The sequence below is a fragment of the Kribbella shirazensis genome (genome assembly GCF_011761605.1).
GTDB lineage: Bacteria > Actinomycetota > Actinomycetes > Propionibacteriales > Kribbellaceae > Kribbella > Kribbella shirazensis.
Map to the genome: position 1 here is coordinate 6509578 of NZ_JAASRO010000001.1, position 16799 is coordinate 6526376.

The 16799-nt window shown below is 67.5% G+C and carries 13 protein-coding genes and 2 pseudogenes; 11 read left to right on the forward strand and 4 right to left on the reverse strand.

Annotated elements, in window-relative coordinates:
- Positions 1-29 precede the first annotated feature (29 nt).
- The 6 genes and pseudogenes from BJY22_RS31325 to BJY22_RS31335 all read left to right on the forward strand — a co-directional run bounded on the left by BJY22_RS31325 (position 30) and on the right by BJY22_RS31335 (position 3751).
- Entirely contained in the window at positions 30-509 is a 480-nt protein-coding gene (locus BJY22_RS31325) for a pyridoxamine 5'-phosphate oxidase family protein (protein ID WP_167213960.1), read from the forward strand.
- 301 nt (positions 510-810) lie between these two features.
- Positions 811-1278: pseudogene (locus BJY22_RS43335) on the forward strand (DUF222 domain-containing protein); the annotation flags it as partial.
- Positions 1279-1468: 190 nt separating this feature from the next.
- Positions 1469-1663, forward strand: coding sequence for a hypothetical protein (locus BJY22_RS43125; RefSeq protein ID WP_337759845.1), 195 nt, complete (start codon positions 1469-1471; stop codon positions 1661-1663).
- A gap of 35 nt (positions 1664-1698) precedes the next feature.
- Positions 1699-2004, forward strand: a pseudogene (locus tag BJY22_RS43130) (DUF222 domain-containing protein); the annotation flags it as partial.
- Complete coding sequence (locus BJY22_RS43135; RefSeq protein ID WP_337759839.1) at positions 1990-2589, forward strand: HNH endonuclease; 600 nt, start codon at positions 1990-1992, stop codon at positions 2587-2589. The pseudogene BJY22_RS43130 and the gene BJY22_RS43135, both read left to right, overlap by 15 nt.
- Before the next feature lie 703 nt (positions 2590-3292).
- The gene (locus tag BJY22_RS31335; RefSeq protein ID WP_167213963.1) at positions 3293-3751 is read left to right on the forward strand and encodes a hypothetical protein; all 459 of its coding nucleotides are present in this window, start codon (positions 3293-3295) and stop codon (positions 3749-3751) included.
- Between the two features lie 38 nt (positions 3752-3789).
- Here the strand turns inward: BJY22_RS31335 and BJY22_RS31340 are convergent, their stop codons facing one another.
- From BJY22_RS31340 to ctaC, 4 genes are all read right to left on the reverse strand, one after another.
- Positions 3790-5037: a L,D-transpeptidase gene (locus BJY22_RS31340; RefSeq protein ID WP_337759574.1), complete on the reverse strand. Its 1248-nt coding sequence runs from the start codon at positions 5035-5037 to the stop codon at positions 3790-3792.
- 210 nt (positions 5038-5247) lie between these two features.
- The gene (locus BJY22_RS31345; protein WP_167213968.1) at positions 5248-5643 is read right to left on the reverse strand and encodes an aa3-type cytochrome oxidase subunit IV; all 396 of its coding nucleotides are present in this window, start codon (positions 5641-5643) and stop codon (positions 5248-5250) included.
- Entirely contained in the window at positions 5640-7391 is a 1752-nt protein-coding gene (gene ctaD / locus BJY22_RS31350) for an aa3-type cytochrome oxidase subunit I (RefSeq protein ID WP_167218892.1), read from the reverse strand. Before ctaD ends, BJY22_RS31345 begins: the two co-directional genes overlap by 4 nt.
- A gap of 26 nt (positions 7392-7417) precedes the next feature.
- Positions 7418-8305 (reverse strand): aa3-type cytochrome oxidase subunit II, encoded by an 888-nt coding sequence (gene ctaC, locus BJY22_RS31355; RefSeq protein WP_167213971.1) that lies wholly within the window; start codon positions 8303-8305, stop codon positions 7418-7420.
- A gap of 94 nt (positions 8306-8399) precedes the next feature.
- On the opposite strand from ctaC, the gene BJY22_RS31360 reads away from it, so the two are divergent.
- The 5 genes from BJY22_RS31360 (at position 8400) to pulA (ending at position 16772) form a co-directional block, all read left to right on the forward strand.
- Complete coding sequence (locus BJY22_RS31360; protein ID WP_337759577.1) at positions 8400-9515, forward strand: cysteine desulfurase family protein; 1116 nt, start codon at positions 8400-8402, stop codon at positions 9513-9515.
- Positions 9512-9724: a sulfurtransferase TusA family protein gene (locus tag BJY22_RS41980; RefSeq protein ID WP_167213974.1), complete on the forward strand. Its 213-nt coding sequence runs from the start codon at positions 9512-9514 to the stop codon at positions 9722-9724. The genes BJY22_RS31360 and BJY22_RS41980 overlap by 4 nt, the downstream gene beginning before the upstream one ends.
- A 13-nt stretch (positions 9725-9737) precedes the next feature.
- Positions 9738-10298: a GNAT family N-acetyltransferase gene (locus BJY22_RS31370; RefSeq protein ID WP_167213977.1), complete on the forward strand. Its 561-nt coding sequence runs from the start codon at positions 9738-9740 to the stop codon at positions 10296-10298.
- Entirely contained in the window at positions 10295-11029 is a 735-nt protein-coding gene (locus BJY22_RS31375; protein WP_337759578.1) for an SIR2 family NAD-dependent protein deacylase, read from the forward strand. Before BJY22_RS31370 ends, BJY22_RS31375 begins: the two co-directional genes overlap by 4 nt.
- Positions 11030-11102: 73 nt before the next feature.
- On the forward strand, positions 11103-16772 hold the full coding sequence (gene pulA, locus BJY22_RS31380) for a pullulanase-type alpha-1,6-glucosidase (RefSeq protein ID WP_167218896.1): 5670 nt from the start codon (positions 11103-11105) through the stop codon (positions 16770-16772).
- The last annotated feature ends 27 nt before the right edge of the window (positions 16773-16799 follow it).

A 16799-nucleotide genomic window follows, 5' to 3' on the forward strand; every position in this document is an offset into this window, starting at 1 on the left:
CCACCGGACTCACGACATCAGGAGCGACCATGACCGAGGTGCTGTCAGAACTGCAGGACCGGACCTTCGAACGCGCCACGGCGGCGACGGCGAAGACCTACCCGCCGGAGCGTCGGCTGACGCCCGAGCAGCTGACCAGCTACCTCGGCCGGCGCGAGTACGCGGTGGTCGGTACCACCCGGCCGGACGGGCGGCCGCATGCGTCGATGTCGATGTACGTCCGCAACGGCAGTGCGTTCTGGCTGCCGGCGGTGGCCGGATCCGTGCGCGCCCGCAACCTGCGCACCAACCCCTGGCTGACCATGGTCGTCGCCGAGAACGACGACGAGACCCACATCGCCGTCATCGCCGAGGGCCCCGCCGAACTGGTCGCGGCCGACGACCTGCCCGACGACGTACGCACGGCCGTCGACCAGAACTGGTCCCAGGTCTGGACGTGGGTCGACATCTGGATCGTGCTGAACACCGAGCGGGTCCTCTCGTACGCCGCCGAAGACGCCCAGCCCTGAACAAGCACCGCCCGCGGCGGCCGGTGTGGTTGCTGGGTGGTTGCTGGCGTGGGCCCACGGATTGCCCACAAAATAAGGGGATTTCGGCTCGGAAACCGAGGGCGCGGGCGGCTACCGTCGGTGCATGGAACTCCTGGACGAGCGGCCGGTGTGGTCGATGAGTGGCAGCGAACTGCTGTCCACTCTCGACTCACTGGAGGTTGAGGCCGCCCGCCGGGAGTCGTACCGGCTGAAGGTTGTCGCCGCGATCGAGTCCACCGGGTACGCCGCTGAGCTCGGAGCCCGGGACACCGCGGAGCTGATGCGTGTCCGGTACCGCTTGGACGCACCGGTCGCGCGGCGGAGGCTACGGCTTGCCCAGGCGCTGACGAAGTACCCAGCCGTGTCCGCCGCTCTCGACGACACCGCCTCCACCCCGGCGCCCGAGGACGCCGATGACGCCGAGGACGTCGATGACGCATGGTTGCTGCGGCCGGCGCAGGCGGAGGCGATCGTGTCCGCGCTGGACCGGGTGCCGTCACACGTGCCGATCGCCGATCGCGACGCCGCTGAGCAGCAACTCGTGAAGCTCGCCGGGCACCTGTCCCCCGGCGAATTGCGTCAGGCCGGTAACCGGATGCGGGACATCCTCGACACCGACGGCCCCGAGCCAGAGGAACACAAGGCGTACGCGCGCGAATCGCTCACCCTCGCCGCCGCTGACCGCGGAGTGAAGTTCCGCGGCTACCTCGCCAACGAGAACGCCGAGCTCCTCCGCGCCCTGATCCACGCCGGCGCCCGCCCCCACAAGACGATCGACGGCGAGCACGACCCCCGCTCCCGCGAAAAGCGCCAAGCCGACGCCCTGACCAACATCCTCGGCATCGCCGCCGCAGCCGCCGACACCACACCCCCTGCAACACCAGCCCCCACACCACCCAAGCCCACACCCGCCGAACCAGCCGGTGCAGGCGTAGGCGGTGCAGGCGCAGGCGGTGCAGGCGGTGCAGGCGCAGGTGTTTCAGGCGCAGGTGTTGCAGGCGCAGGTGTTGCAGGCGCAGGTGTTGCAGGCGCAGGTGTTGCAGGCGCAGGTGTTGCAGGCGCAGGTGTTGCAGGCGCAGGTGTTGCAGGCGCAGGTGTTGCAGGCGCAGCCGGACCAGACGCTGCAGGCGTAGGTGGCGCCGGAGCCGCCGGAGGACGCAGTGCAAACGCAGCCGGAGCAGGAGTAGCCGGAGCCGGTGCGGCTGTGGGAGCGGGTGGAGCATCGTCTGCGGAGGTGGTGCCGGGGTTCGGGGCCAAGGCGCAGGTGACGGTGACCATCGACTTCCAGGACCTGAAGGCGGCGACCGCGAACGCGAGCGGGCAGCTGGTGTACGGCGACGGACTGTCCGCCGCCACAGTCCGGCGACTGGCCTGCGACGCCAGGATCATCCCGCTCGTCCTCGGCACGAACTCCGAGCCCCTCGACGTCGGCCGCAGCGAACGCCTGGTGACCCGCGCGATGCGTCGCGCGCTCAACGCCCGCGACCGCGGCTGTGTGATCTGCGGCGCGCCTCCGATCATGTGCGACGCACATCATCTGCAGTCCTGGATCGACGGCGGCGAAACCAAGGTCTCCAACCTCGTGCTCTTGTGCCGGCGCCACCACGTCGACCTGCACCGCGGCCAATGGACTGTCACCATCGTCGACGGCACCGTCCACGTCGCCCGCCCAACCTGGGCAGAGCCACCACCCGCACACCGCAGCCCCCGACGGCGAACCGACCACACCCCCGACTCCCCGCCCGACACCACCACACAACCCGGCGCGGACATGCCAATAGCTCCAGCACACGCGCACGGCACACTCACGCCCACCGCGGACACGCCAACAGCATCAGCACACGCCGACGGCACAGTCACGCCCGCTGACGTGGCAACCGCGCCAGCACACGCCGACGGCACAGCCACGCCCGCTGCGGCCTCACCGGCCGGACTGCTGACCAGTCTGGTCGCCGGCGATCCAGTCGTGCCCAGCACTCGCCAATCTCGATGGAAGGCCGACGAGGCAACCCTCCAGCAAGCCGCAGCCTTCGCACTAGCCAGCGCACCCTCCGGATGAGCGTTGGGGCGGTACTTCGTGTATCAGGCGAGGGCGGAGCCGACCTTGTCCTTGGCCCAGGTGGTGTTCTAGTCGGTCCAGCCAATACCCGGCTCCATGTGGCGGGTTCCGCCGGCGACGATGACCGGGGCGCCGCGGAGCGTCTGGTTGTAATACCACTGGGCGTCCTTGAGGCTCATGCGACGCAGCCGTGGCTGACGTTCTCGCTGCCATGGCTGCCGGACGACCACGGGGCGCCGCGGAGTCGCCGGTGCCACCGTCGTACACATCCCCGAGGCAACCCACCGCTCTCTGCCAAACCTTCACTCCGAAGAACTCACCGCAGTACTCCTCGAACTGACGCGACACACCGCGACCGATGCGGTCCAGACCGCCACTAGTCGACGATTGACAGGTGGCAAAGTGCAGGTGGGTCATGGAGAACGGCCGGCTCTGCAAGAATCCGGTCACGCAGGAGGGCATGCGCTGCTGGCGCCATAAGCGCATGCGCGCCCCCAGCCCGCGAACCTCCAGGCGACAGCCTTCTGCCACCGCGAGGACCCGGTCCGCCGGCCGCAAGAGTGCCGCACGCAAACGATCAGCGCCACAGCGACGTCGACCCGCCGAGAAGAGCTCCAGCCGAGCACCCGATCGTTCCTACCGCAGCCTGTCCGCCGCACAACGAAGGCGAGTCGACAGCGCCGTCGAACTGTGTGCTGAGGTCGTGACGAGCAGCTGGCAAGAGGCAGTCACCGACCGCGCAGCCGAGTACGCATCGTCGGCGACCCTGCGGAAGCTTGCTCGCTCCCGGCGTCGGCGCCACTGCAAGTCGCTCGCGGAGGTGGCGAAGTTCATCCTTGCCGCGAAGGACAAGTCGCACGAGCTCTTGGGATGGCTCGGTGGTGGCGTGCTTGGGCTGTTCGGGCTGAGCGGGCTAGCGAAGCGGTTCGCTCGGGAGCTGATCGAGCGCATCCCGCTGCCATTCGATGCAAAGGCCGTTGCGGCGGCTCGTGGCGTGCAGCTGACCGGTATCCTGCTCTGCCTCCTGAACTCCGAGGACCTTCGCCGTTGTCAGTGTTTTATCGACCTCGCCCTGGAACAGGCGAAGACCACGGTCAAGAAGATGCTGACCGCTGCGCTCGAGGACTGGACGCAGTTGGCCGCCTTCGGCGCCAAGAAATGAGGGCGGTCCGAGCAGGTAGGGTCCGCCCTCACAGACACTCAGGCCAGGGCGGAGCCGGACTTGTACTTGGCCCAGGTGGTGTTCCAGTCGGTCCAGCCGTTGCCGGGTTCCATGAGGCGGGTGGTGCCGGTGACGATGACCGGGTCGCCGCGGAGTGTCTGGTTGTAGTACCACTGGGCGTCCTTGAGGCTCATGCCGACGCAGCCGTGGCTGACGTTCTCGCTGCCCTGGCTGCCGGACGACCACGGGGCGCCGTGGATGAACTCGCCGGAGCTGGTGACGCGCTGGGCCCACTTCACGTCCGGGATGTTGTAGTACTCCGGGTCGCCCGGCTTCAGGCCGACGGTCGCCGCGTCCATCCGCTTCACCGGGTACTTCTCCATGATCACCTTCACGCCGCTGCGGGTGGTGAACCCGTCCTTGCCGGCCGTGATCGGGATGCTCTTGGCGACCTTGCCGTTGATCGTCACCGTCATCAGGTGCTTCTTCACGTTGATGTTGGTGACCACCGACTTGCCGATGCTGAACTCGATCGTCCGGCTGGCGGTACCCCAGGTGTTGTTGCCCGCATTCACGCCCTGGGTGGCGATGTTCACCGTCACCTTGGTGCCGGCCGGCCAGTAGTTCTTCGGGCGGTAGTTGACCTGCTTGCTGTTCACCCAGTGCCAACTGCCGTCGACCGGGACCGAGGTCTTCACCGAGAGCCGCTTCTCGACGGCCGCGCGGTCCTTGACCGGGTTGTTCCAGAAGATCTGGACCGGCAGCGCGACGCCGACGGTCTCACCGTTCAGCGGGACGACCGAGGCCTTCAGGCTCTTGGACGCCTTCAGCGTCTTGAACGTCGAGCTGATCGGCACGCTGGCGCCGTCGGTGCCCTCCGCGGAGCCGGACACCGTGTACGTCGCGCCGGGCTTGAGCTGCGGCAGTGAGGTCCACTGGGTCTTGTCGGCGTTGAAGCTGCCGCTGATCTTGTCGCCGTCGTCGTCCTTCAGCGTGACCGCGGTCAGCTTGCCGCCGGTGGTGGTTACCGTGACCGGCTTGTTCGGCTGGACCGACGACGCGCCCTTGGCGGGCACGACCGCGATGCTGGCGGCCGTGGGGGTCGCCGACGGGGTGGTCGATCCGTCCGGGGTACTGGAGGCGCTCGGCGACCCGCTCTGCGATGTGGAGGCGCTGGGTGTGGTCGCCTGACCGCCACCGCCCCCGCCGGCCTCCGTGTCGCTGCAGGCCGTGCCGGCCAGCAGCAGAACACAGATCCCCGCCACGGCAAGGCCGTGCTTCCTCACCGAACTGCTCACCATTCCCCAGATCTCCCCTGTTTAGTCAAACCGCGGTAAGGGTAACCTGCCGCGGCGACAATTCCGTGGACCCCGCACGCGACCCAACCGGTACGGTCCACAACCCCGTGCGTTCGATCGGTACCCGATCGCACTCCTACAGACGCACGAAAGCGCCGCCCGGTTCGTTTCCCGGACGGCGCTTCGTACGAATCTCAACTAGTGAGCGTGGTCACCGCGGTAGTACTCGAAGATGAAGCCGCTCAGCGTGATGATGCCCACCGCACAGCCGGCGATGAACAGCCACCAGCCGAAGACGATGCCGAGCACGACGACTCCCAGCGTCAGCGCGCACCACAGCGGCCACCAGGAGTGCGCCGGGAAGAAGCCGAGCTCGCCGGCTCCGTCGGCGATCTCCGCCTCCTTGCGGTCCTCCGGCCGGGCGTCCATCCGCCGCGCGGTGACGGCCAGGTAGAACGCCACCAGCAGCGACAGGAAGAACGTCATGACCAGCGCGGTCGTACCGGTCGGGTCCTCCGACATCAGCCAGTAGATCGGCGTGACGACGACCACGAAAACACTCAGGATCCCGAAGACCCAGGCTTCGACCTTCACGCCTTGTCCTTCCCGTCGTTCTCGGTACCGGACTCGCCGCTCTGCTCGATCAGATGGTCGACGCGGCCCTGGTCCTCACCGGCGTCCAGCAGGTTGTCCTTGCCGGTCCGGTTGTCCGGGTACTCCGCCAAGGCCAGCTCGGCGTGGTGCAGGTCGAACGCCGGGGACTCCGACCGGATCCGCGGCAGCTTCTCGAAGTTGTGCCGCGGCGGCGGGGAGCTGGTCGCCCACTCGAGCGAGCGGCCCCAGCCCCACGGGTCGTCGACACCGACCGGAGGCGCCTTGCGGGACTTGTACACGTTGTAGAAGAACGGCAGCATCGACGCGCCCAGGATGAAGGCACCGACGCTGGACACCTCGTTCAGCGTGGTGAAGCCCTCGTTGGCGCCGTACGACGCGTAACGCCGCGGCATGCCCTCGACGCCGAGCCAGTGCTGCACCAGGAACGTGGTGTGGAAGCCGATGAACAGCAGCCAGAAGTGCAGCTTGCCGAGGCGCTCGTCCAGCATCCGCCCGGTGAACTTCGGCCACCAGAAGTAGAACCCGGCGAACATCGCGAACACCACGGTGCCGAAGACGACGTAGTGGAAGTGCGCGACCACGAAGTACGAGTCGGAGAGCTGGTAGTCCAGGGCCGGCGAGGCCAGGATGACACCGGTCAAACCGCCGAAGAGGAACGTGGTCAGGAAGCCGATCGACCACAGCATCGGCGTCTCGAAGGACACCGACCCGCCCCAGATCGTGCCGATCCAGTTGAAGAACTTCACACCGGTCGGTACGGCGATCAGGAACGTCATGAACGAGAAGAACGGCAGGTTCACGGCGCCTGTGACGAACATGTGGTGCGCCCACACCGCCACCGAGAGGACGGCGATACCCAGCGTCGCGCTGACCAGACCGATGTAACCGAAGACCGGCTTGCGGCTGAACACCGGCAGGATCTCGGTCACGATGCCGAAGAACGGCAGCGCGATGATGTACACCTCGGGATGGCCGAAGAACCAGAACAGGTGCTGCCAGAGGATCGGCCCGCCGTTGGCGGCGTCGAAGACGTGTGACCCGAGTGTTCGATCCGCCTCCAGCACCAGCAGCGCCGCCGCCAGGATCGGGAACGCGATCAGGACGAGGATCGAGGTCACCAGGATGTTCCAGGTGAAGATCGGCATCCGGAACATCGTCATACCGGGCGCACGCATCGTGATGATCGTGGTGATGAAGTTGACCGCACCGAGGATCGTGCCCAGACCGGCCATCCACAGACCCATGATCCACAGATCGCCGCCGACGCCGGGCGAGCGGACCTCGTTCGACAGCGGCGCGTAGGCGAACCAGCCGAAGTCGGCCGCGCCGCCCGGGGTGAAGAAGCCACTGATCGTGATCAGGCCGCCGAACAGGAACAGCCAGTAGCTGAACATGTTCAGCCGCGGGAACGCGACGTCCGGGGCGCCGATCTGGATCGGCATGATCTCGTTCGCGAAGCCGACGAACAGCGGGGTCGCGAACAGCAGCAGCATGATCGTGCCGTGCATCGTGAAGAGCTGGTTGTAGACCTCCTCGTTCACGATCTGCAGGCCCGGCTTGGCCAGCTCGGCGCGGATCAGCAGCGCCATCACGCCGCCGATCAGGAAGAAGGCGAACGACGTGACCAGGTACATGTGACCGATCAGCTTGTGGTCGGTCGTCGTCAGGTACTTGACCAGCAGCTGGCCCTTGGTGCGCCGCCGGGGCAGCGCGGTGGTGCTACCGATGGCGCCGGTGCGCTCGGCGAACTCGGTCACTTCTCGCCCTCCCCTGTACCGGGAATGGTGGTGGAGTCGGCGCCACCGGTTGCGGCTCCGGTCTGGCCCTTGGCGGCCAGTTCCTTCAGGTGTGCGTCGTACTCCGCGCGCTCGACCACCTTGACGGTGAAGATCATCCGGCTGTGGTAGAGGCCGCAGAGCTCGGCGCACTTGCCGGCGAAGGTGCCGGTCTTGGTCGGGGTCAGCTCGAACTTGTTCGTGCGGCCCGGGATGACGTCGAGCTTGAAGTAGAACGACGGCACCCAGAAGGAGTGGATGACGTCCGGCGAGGTCAGGTCGAAGTGGACCGACTCGTTCACCGGCAGCCACAGCGTCGCGGGCTTGTCCAGCGTGCCGGTCTCCCAGACGCCCTCCTGCCCGTCGACGGTCTCCTTGTAGTTGAACGTCCACTGCCACTGCTGGCCCACCACGTTCACGGTGTGCTGCGGGCTGGCGCTCATCTTGGTGACCTGGTTGCCGTGCTCGACGGTGTAGAAGAACAGCACACCGATGATCGCGAACGGGGCCAGGGTGTAGAGCACCTCGAGCGGCAGGTTGTACCGCACCTGCCGGGGCGCCTCGTCGTTGCGCTTGCGGTACCGCACGCTGACCCAGAGGATCAGCCCCCAGACCATCACGCCGATGATCAGGGCGGCGATCCAGGCCCCGATCCAGAGGCTGCGGATGGCCTCGGTCCGGTCCGATGCGCCCTCGGGCAGACCGAGTCGCTTCCACTGCTCAGTGGTCGCCGACGAACAACCGGTCAGCAGCAGGGTGCCGAGCACCACCGCCGCACCGACCAGCAGGCGTCGCTTCGCCGGACGTGTGGCGCCGGCAGAACCTGCCGGTCGCTCCTCCACTCCGGGCGTGCCGTTCGAACCCACGGGGCGCCTTTCCCTTCCCAAGTGAGACTGACGACCAAACACTACTGGACACCTTTCGCCGTCCTGCGCATAGGTAGGGCTTAGCGTTTCCCGTGTGAGCGAGCGTACGTATCTGGACGCGGCGTCGGCCGAGCCGCTGCACCCCGCGGCGCGGGAGATGTTGCTGTCGGCAGTGGATTCCGGCTGGGCCGATCCGGTGCGGCTGCACCACGAGGGACGGACCGCGAGACTCCTCCTGGACAACGCCCGCGCGGTGCTCGCGGACGCGGTCGGGGTCCGGCCTGACGACCTGTATCTGACCACCTCCGGTACGACGGCGATCCAGGCCGGCCTGACTGCCCTCCAGGCCGCCCGCCGCCGCGTCGGGACCACCGTTGTCCACACGGCCGTCGAGCACTCTGCTGTTCTGCACAGTGCTGGGTCCGAGGGGGTTGAGGTCGGGGTGGACGTTCGTGGCCGGGTGGATCAGGAGGCGTTCAAGGACGCCGTACGGCGACCTGGCGTGGCGGTGGCCGCCGTACAGTCCGCCAACCACGAAGTCGGTACCAGGCAGCCGGTCACCGCGATCGCTCAGGACTGCGGCGACGTACCGCTCTTCGTGGACGCGTCGGCGTCCGTGGGGCACGACGTGGTGCCGGATGGGTGGTCAGTGCTGGCCGCGAGTGCGCACAAGTGGGGCGGACCGGCCGGTGTCGGGCTGCTGGCGGTGAAGAAGGGCACCCGGATCGCTCCCGCGTGGCCGATGGACGAGCGGGAGGACGGCCTCTCCCCCGGCTTCCCCGACGTGCCGAACGCGCTGGCCGCGGCCGCCGCGCTGCAGGCGCGGCTCGCCGAGGCAGAGGAGCTCGACAAGCGGCACCGGGCCTGGATCGACGAGGTACGGCGCCGCGTGGCCGCCGACATCCCCGACGTCGAGGTGGTGGGCGACCCGGACGATCGCCTGCCGCACATCCTCACGTTCTCGTGCCTCTATGTGGACGGTGAGGCGCTGGTGACCGCTCTGGACGCGGAAGGGTTCGCCGTCTCCAGCGGCTCCGCCTGTACGTCGAGCACGCTGCAGCCGTCACATGTGCTGGCAGCGATGGGCGTGCTGACCCACGGCAACGTCCGGGTCTCGCTCGGACGCGACACCAGCCACGACGACGTACGGCGTTTCTGTACGGTGCTTCCCGGGATCGTGCAGCGGATCCGGGCGGAGGTGGGGATGTGAGCGTCGACCTGGACTGCACCGGCCTGCTCTGCCCACTCCCGGTGATCAAACTGGCCAAGACGCTACCGACCGTTGCCGTCGGCGACACCGTCACCGTGCTGGCCGACGACCCGGCCGCGGCGACGGACATCCCCGCCTGGTGCCGGATGCGCTCGCAGGAGCTGGTGTCGGCGTCGGAAAACCAGTACGTCGTACGGCGCGTGAGCTGACACACTGCGCGCCGTGACCGACTTCGCGCACAAACCGACGCTGACCGGGGACCTCGTCGTACTGCGGCCTGTGGACGGGGCCGACTACGAGGCGCTGGCCGCTGCGATGGACGACCCGGACGTCGCCCGGCTGACCGGCAGTCACGGCGAGATCGGCGAGGAGCGGGCCCGTGAGTGGTACCGGACCCGCAAGGACCAGACCGACAGGCTGGACCTGGCGATCGTCGACAAGGCATCCGGCGCCGTCGTCGGCGAAGCGGTGCTGAACGACTGGGACCCGGACAACCAGTGCTGCAACTTCCGGATTCTGATCAGCCCGTCCGGCCAGGGTCGCGGCCTGGGGACCGAGGCGACGCGACTGATCGTCGGGTACGGCATCGAGCAGCTCGGCCTGCACCGGATCAGCCTCGGCGTCTACGCGTTCAACCCGCGGGCCCGGCGCGCCTACGAGAAGGCAGGCTTCACCGTAGAGGGTGTTTTGCGCGAAGCGCTCCTGTGGGACGGCGAATGGGTCGACGAGATCGTGATGTCCGTACTGGCCCAGGACTGGAAGGCAGTACGGTCGGTGTCGTGAGTGAGGTTCTGGCGGAGGTCGGGCGAGTTGCGGTGCTGACGGGTGCCGGGATCTCGACTGCCTCTGGGATACCCGACTTCCGAGGGCCGCAGGGGCTGTGGACGAAGGACCCGGCCGCGGAGGCGATGTTCGACATCGACGAGTACGTCGCCAGCCGGGAGGTCCGTGCGGCGACCTGGAAGCACCGCCTCGCCGTACCTGCCTGGACGGCCGAGCCGAACCCAGGTCATGTCGCGCTGGTCGAGCTGGAGCGCCAAGGCCGGTTGACCGGTCTGATCACACAGAACGTGGACGGGCTGCACCAGAAGGCCGGCTCGTCACCAGAACTGGTCCACGAGCTGCACGGGACGGTCTGGTACGTCGACTGCCTGCAGTGCGGCCGCCGCATCCCCATGGCCGACGTACTCCCCCGGCTCGAGGCAGGCGACGAGGACCCGTCCTGTGAGGTCTGCGGCGGCATTCTGAAGTCAGCCACGGTCTCCTTCGGCCAGGCGCTCGACCGGGCCGTGCTGGACCGCGCAGTCGCCGCCACCGAGTCGGCGGACCTCTTCCTCGCTGTTGGTACGTCATTGCAGGTCTACCCGGCCGCTGGTCTTTGTGACCTCGCACTGAACGCGGGCAAGCCGCTGATCATCCTCAACGCCCAGCCGACGCCGTACGACGAGCAGGCGACAGCTGTGCTGCGTACGCCGATCGAGACCACACTGCCTGACCTCGTGACCTTACCGTGACATTCGAGCCCTCCTCACCGTAGAGAGCTGCGGCTAGCGTCCCCGGCACATGAGTCGGCGGGGAGGGTACGTGATGCGCGGGTTCAGGGGTTGGGCAGCAGGTTTCACCGCGGCCGCGGTGGTCGTACTAGGACTGGGGACGGCGGCCCCGGCACAGTCAGCGCAGTCGGCACAGTCGCAGGTGGCGGCCGAGCGGGTGATCACACTCGCGGGGTCGCTGCAGAGCGAGCTGGGGTGTGCGGGTGACTGGGATCCGGGCTGTGCTGCGAGCAGCCTCGGTGCGAGTGCGCCGTACACGAAGGTGTTCGACGTGCCGGCGGGGTCGTACGAGTACAAGGTCACGGTCAACAAGAGCTGGGACGAGAACTACGGCGCCGGCGGCGTACTGAACGGGCCTAACATCCCGCTGCGGATCGAAGGCCCGGCCAAGCTGCAGTTCAGCTACGACGACACCAGCCACGTCGTCAGCGTGAAGCCGGTGAACCTCGCCGGACCGACGGTGACCGCCGCGGACAAGGCGCTTGCGACGCCGAGCCTGCGGCAGGACCTCACCAAGGAACGCTTCTACTTCCTGATGGCGGACCGGTTCGCCAACGGGGACAGGTCCAACGACTCCGGCGGCCTCGCCGGTGACCGGTTGCAGACCGGGCTGGACCCGGCGGACAAGGGCTTCTACCACGGCGGCGACCTCGCCGGTGTGATCCAGAAGCTCGACTACATCAAGTCTCTGGGTACGACGTCGATCTGGCTCACGCCGTCGTTCAAGAACCGCCCGGTGCAGGGCTCCGGCGCCGACGTCAGCGCCGGGTACCACGGGTACTGGATCACCGACTTCACCCAGATCGACCCGCACCTGGGCACGAACGCGGACATGAAGCGGCTGATCGACCTGGCGCACGGCAAGGGCATGAAGGTCTTCTTCGACATCATCACCAACCACACCGCCGACGTGATCGCGTACCAGTCCGGCAACTACGGTTACATCCCGAAGTCCACCGCGCCGTACAAGGATGCTCAGGGCAACGTCTTCGACGACAAGCAGTACGCCGGCGGCGACACCTTCCCGCCGCTGGACGCCAACACCAGCTTCCCGAACGTCCCGGTGTTCCGGACCGAGGCCGACAAGACCGTCAAGGTGCCGGCCTGGCTGAACGACCCGACGCTGTACCACAACCGCGGCGACTCGACGTTCGCCGGCGAGAGCGCGGAGTACGGCGACTTCGTCGGGCTGGACGACCTGTTCACCGAGCAGCCGAAGGTCCGCGACGGGATGATCGACGTCTACAAGACGTGGGCCGAGCTCGGCATCGACGGGTTCCGGATCGACACCGTCAAGCACGTGAACCTCGAGTTCTGGCAGAAGTTCTCCCCCGCGGTCCTGGCCGCGGCGCAGCAGGCCGGTTCGAAGGACTTCTTCATGTTCGGCGAGGTCTTCGACGCGAACCCGCAGTTCATGTCGACGTACACGACCCAGGGTGCGCTGCAGGCCACGCTCGACTTCGGGTTCCAGCAGAACGCGGTGGCGTACGCGAAGGGCGACCCGGGCACCAAGCTGCAGGACTTCTACGCGGACGACGACTACTACACCGACACGGACTCCAACGCGTACACCCTGCCCACGTTCCTCGGCAACCACGACATGGGGCGCGTCGGCACGTTCCTGAAGCAGGGCGGCGCGGCCGGACAGGAGCTGCTCGCCCGGGACAAGCTGGCGCACTCGCTGATGTACCTGACCCGCGGACAGCCGGTCGTCTACTACGGCGACGAGCAGGGGTTCACAGGTCCGGGCGGTGACAAGGACGCGCGGCAGGACATGTTCGCGACCAAGACCGCCGACTACACCGACGACGAGGTCGTCGACGGCACCGGTACGACGACGATCGGCAGCAAGGACCGATACGACGCCAGCTCGCCGATGTACCAGCACATCGCTGCGCTGGCGAAGCTGCGCGCGAAGTACCCCGCGCTGTCTGACGGGCGCCAGGTGCACCGGTACACGTCGAACAGCAACGGCCTGTACGCGTTCAGCCGACTGGGTAGCGACAACGTCGAGTACCTGGTCGTGGCGAACAACTCGAAGACGGCGGCCTCCGCGACCGTTCCGACGTACGGCCCGAACACCTGGCTCAGGCCTGTCTATGGTGGCTCCCAGCCGGTCAGGACCGACCACGAGGGCAGGGTGGTCGTCAGCCAGGCGCCTCTGTCTGTGACGGTGTACCAGGCACAGACCAAGGTCCCAGCGCGTACCAAGGCGCCCAGTGTCTACATGAGCTCACCAGAGCTCGGTGCCACCGTCGGCGGGCGCGCTGAGATCGCTGCGGCGGTCCCGGCGAACACACCAGCCACCGTGACGCTGGGCTACCGCCCTGTGGGTACGACGGCGTGGAAGCGGCTCGGCTCTGACGACAACGCGCCGTACCGTGTCTTCCAGGACGTCAGCGCGCTGCCCAAGGGCACACTGCTCGAGTACCGCGCGGTACTACGCGACATCTCCGGCAACTACTCCGTGTCCGGCTCGTACGGCGTGGTTGGCGACGCGCCTGCACCGGGTGGCGGCGGTGGCGGCACCGGTCCGGTCGTACAGCCGGCCAACGTGTCCGTACCAGGCGACCACAACAGCGAGATGGGCTGCCCCGCGGACTGGTCGCCGGACTGCGCCGAGGCTCAGCTGTCGCTGGATCCGAAGGACAAGGTGTGGAAGGGCACCTACACGATCCCGGCCGGTGAGCACGCGTACAAGGCAGCGATCAACAAGACCTGGGACGAGAACTACGGTGCCGGTGGTGTGCAGAACGGTGCCAACATCTCGTACACGGCGCCCAGCGGACCGGTCACCTTCTACTACGAGCACGGCCGGCACTACGTCACCTCAAGCGCGCAGGGACCGATCATCACCGTCCCCGGGTCGTTCCAGACCGCGCTGGGCTGTCCGACGGACTGGGATCCCTCCTGCATGCGACCCTGGTTGACCGACGAGGACGGTGACGGGACCTACACCTGGTCCACCAGCGAGTTGAAGGCGGGCAACTATGAGGCGAAGGTCGCACACAACCTGTCGTGGGACGAGAGCTACCCGGCGAACAACGTGCCGGTGGCGGTTCCCGCTGACGGGCTGGTCGTCACGTTCTCGTACGTGCTCGCGACCCACCAGCTCACGGTGACGACCGCGAAGCCCGGCGCGCAGCCGGACCTGAGCCAGGCGAAGGCGTACTGGCTCGACCGCGACACACTCGCCGTACCGGCTGTCGACCACGCGGAGCGGTACCGCTGGCGGCTGCACTGGTCCGACACCGGTTCGCTGAAGGTGGACACCAACGACATCGGCGGTTCGTCGGCAGCGCTGCGCTACGACCCGGCCGAGGTCAAACCCGGCTACACCACGCTCCGACTCGACCATGGCGACGTACGCAAGATCCTCACCGGTCAGCTCGGTCTGGCGCAGTACGACGACACAGGACGCCTGCTGGACGCGACAGGCGTCCAGATCCCCGGTGTCCTCGACGACGTCTACGCGAGCGCCACCAGTCGTGCGTACGGCGTGACATGGCAGGACGGCAAACCGACCTTCACACTCTGGGCACCCACCGCCCAGGCCGTGAAGCTCCTCGTGGGCTCGGCGGCTATGCCGATGAAGCACAACGCAGATGGGTCCTGGGCCATCAGTGGACCGCGCTCGTGGAAGGGCAATTCGTACCGTTTCGAGGTCACGGTCTATGCGCCAAGTACCGGGAAGGTCGAGACGAACGTCGTCACAGACCCATACTCAGTTGCGTTGACGACCGACTCGGCCTACTCCGTGGCAGTCGATCTCAACGACCCAGCCGGAAAGCCGGCGCTCTGGTCCCAGACCCCGTCGCCGAAGCTCCCACGTGGCGTCGACTCGACAATCTACGAGCTGCACGTGCGGGACTTCTCCATCAACGACAGCACGGTTCCAGCAGCGCACCGCGGTACCTACCTGGCGTTTGCCGACGAGGGCAACGGTACGAAGCACCTACGATCGCTGGCCGCAGCCGGACTCAACACCGTGCACCTACTACCCACGTTCGACATCGCATCGATCCCCGAGACAGGGCAGCAGACACCTGCATGTGATCTGAAGGCACTACCTGCCGACTCCGACCAGCAGCAGGCCTGCGTGACAGCAGTGGCTGCCAAGGACGGGTTCAACTGGGGCTACGACCCGTTCCACTGGCTGGCGCCGGAGGGGTCGTACGCGACGCAGAGGGACGGGCTGGCGCGGGTCGCCGAGTTCCGCACGATGGTCGGCGGGCTGCACAAGTCCGGACTGCGCGTCGTCCTCGACCAGGTCTTCAACCACACGCCGGCCGCCGGTCAGGCGCCCACGTCGGTGCTGGACCGGATCGTGCCCGGGTATTACCAGCGGCTGAACGCCAGCGGGAAGGTCGAGACCTCGACCTGCTGCAGCAACATCGCCACCGAGCACGCGATGGCCGAGAAGATCATGGTCGACGGCACCGTGAGCTGGGCGCGCAACTACCGCGTGGACGGCTTCCGGTTCGACCTGATGGGTCACCACACCAAGGCGAACATGCTGAAGGTCCGGGCCGCGCTCGACAAGCTGACACCGGCCAAGGACGGCGTGGACGGCAAGTCGATCTACGTGTACGGCGAGGGCTGGAACTTCGGCGAGGTGGCTGACGACGCGCTGTTCGTCCAGGCGCGCCAGGGCAACCTCGGCGGCACCGGGATCGGCACGTTCTCCGACCGGCTGCGGGACGCGGTGCGAGGCGGCGGGCCGTTCGACGACAACCCGCGCATCCAGGGCTTCGGCTCCGGCGAGGCGAGCGACCCGAACGGCGACCCGGTGAACGGTACGCCGGCGGAACGCGCCAAGCGGCTCGCCCACGACACCGACCTGGTCCAGCTCGGCCTGGCCGGGAACCTCAGGTCGTTCAGCTTCACGTCGGCGTCCTCCGGACAGGTGGTACGCGGCGACCAGGTCGACTACAACGGCTCGCCCGCCGGGTACGCCGACCAGCCCGACGAGATCATCACGTACGTCGATGCCCACGACAACGAGACGCTCTGGGACACGCTGACGTACAAGCTGCCGACCAACCTGCCGATGGCGGATCGAGTCCGGATGAACACGTTGTCGCTCGCCACAGCTGCGCTGGCGCAGACACCGTCGTTCTGGCACGCGGGCGCAGACCTGCTGCGGAGCAAGTCGCTGGACCGCAACTCGTACGACTCCGGCGACTGGTTCAACACGCTGGACTGGACCGGGGCCGACAACGGCTTCGGACACGGCCTGCCGCCGAAGCCCGACAACGAGGCCAAGTGGTCGTACATGAAGCCGCTGCTCGCCGATCCGGCGCTGAAGCCCTCGGCCACCGACGTGACGATGGCCTCGGCCGCTGCGACCGACCTGCTGAAGCTGCGGTTCTCCACGCCGCTCTTCCGCCTCGGCTCCGCCGCACTGATCAACCAGAAGCTGAGCTTCCCCCTCAGCGGTACGACGCCCGGCGTCATCACGATGCGCATCGACGACACCGTGGGGTCCGAGGTCGACCCGTCCCTCAAGGGCGTGGTGGTGGTCTTCAACTCCACCAGCTCCCCCGTGACCCAGCAGGTGCCCGGTCTGGCCGGTGCAAACCTGTCCCTGTCCCCCGTCCAGGCCAACGGCGCGGATCCTGTCGTCAAACAGACCACGTGGTCCGCTGCCACCGGCACGGCAACAGTCCCGCCGCGCACTGTCGCAGTACTCGTCCAGCACTGACCTGCACACCGCGCTGGGGACCTGTTC

Excerpts from the sequence above, each read along its gene's own strand:
- BJY22_RS31325 (WP_167213960.1), top strand. The coding sequence starts at position 30 with ATGACCGAGGTGCTGTCAGAACTGCAGGACCGGACCTTCGAACGCGCC.
- BJY22_RS43135 (WP_337759839.1), top strand. The coding sequence starts at position 1,990 with ATGCGTCGCGCGCTCAACGCCCGCGACCGCGGCTGTGTGATCTGCGGC.
- pulA (WP_167218896.1), top strand. The coding sequence starts at position 11,103 with ATGCGCGGGTTCAGGGGTTGGGCAGCAGGTTTCACCGCGGCCGCGGTG.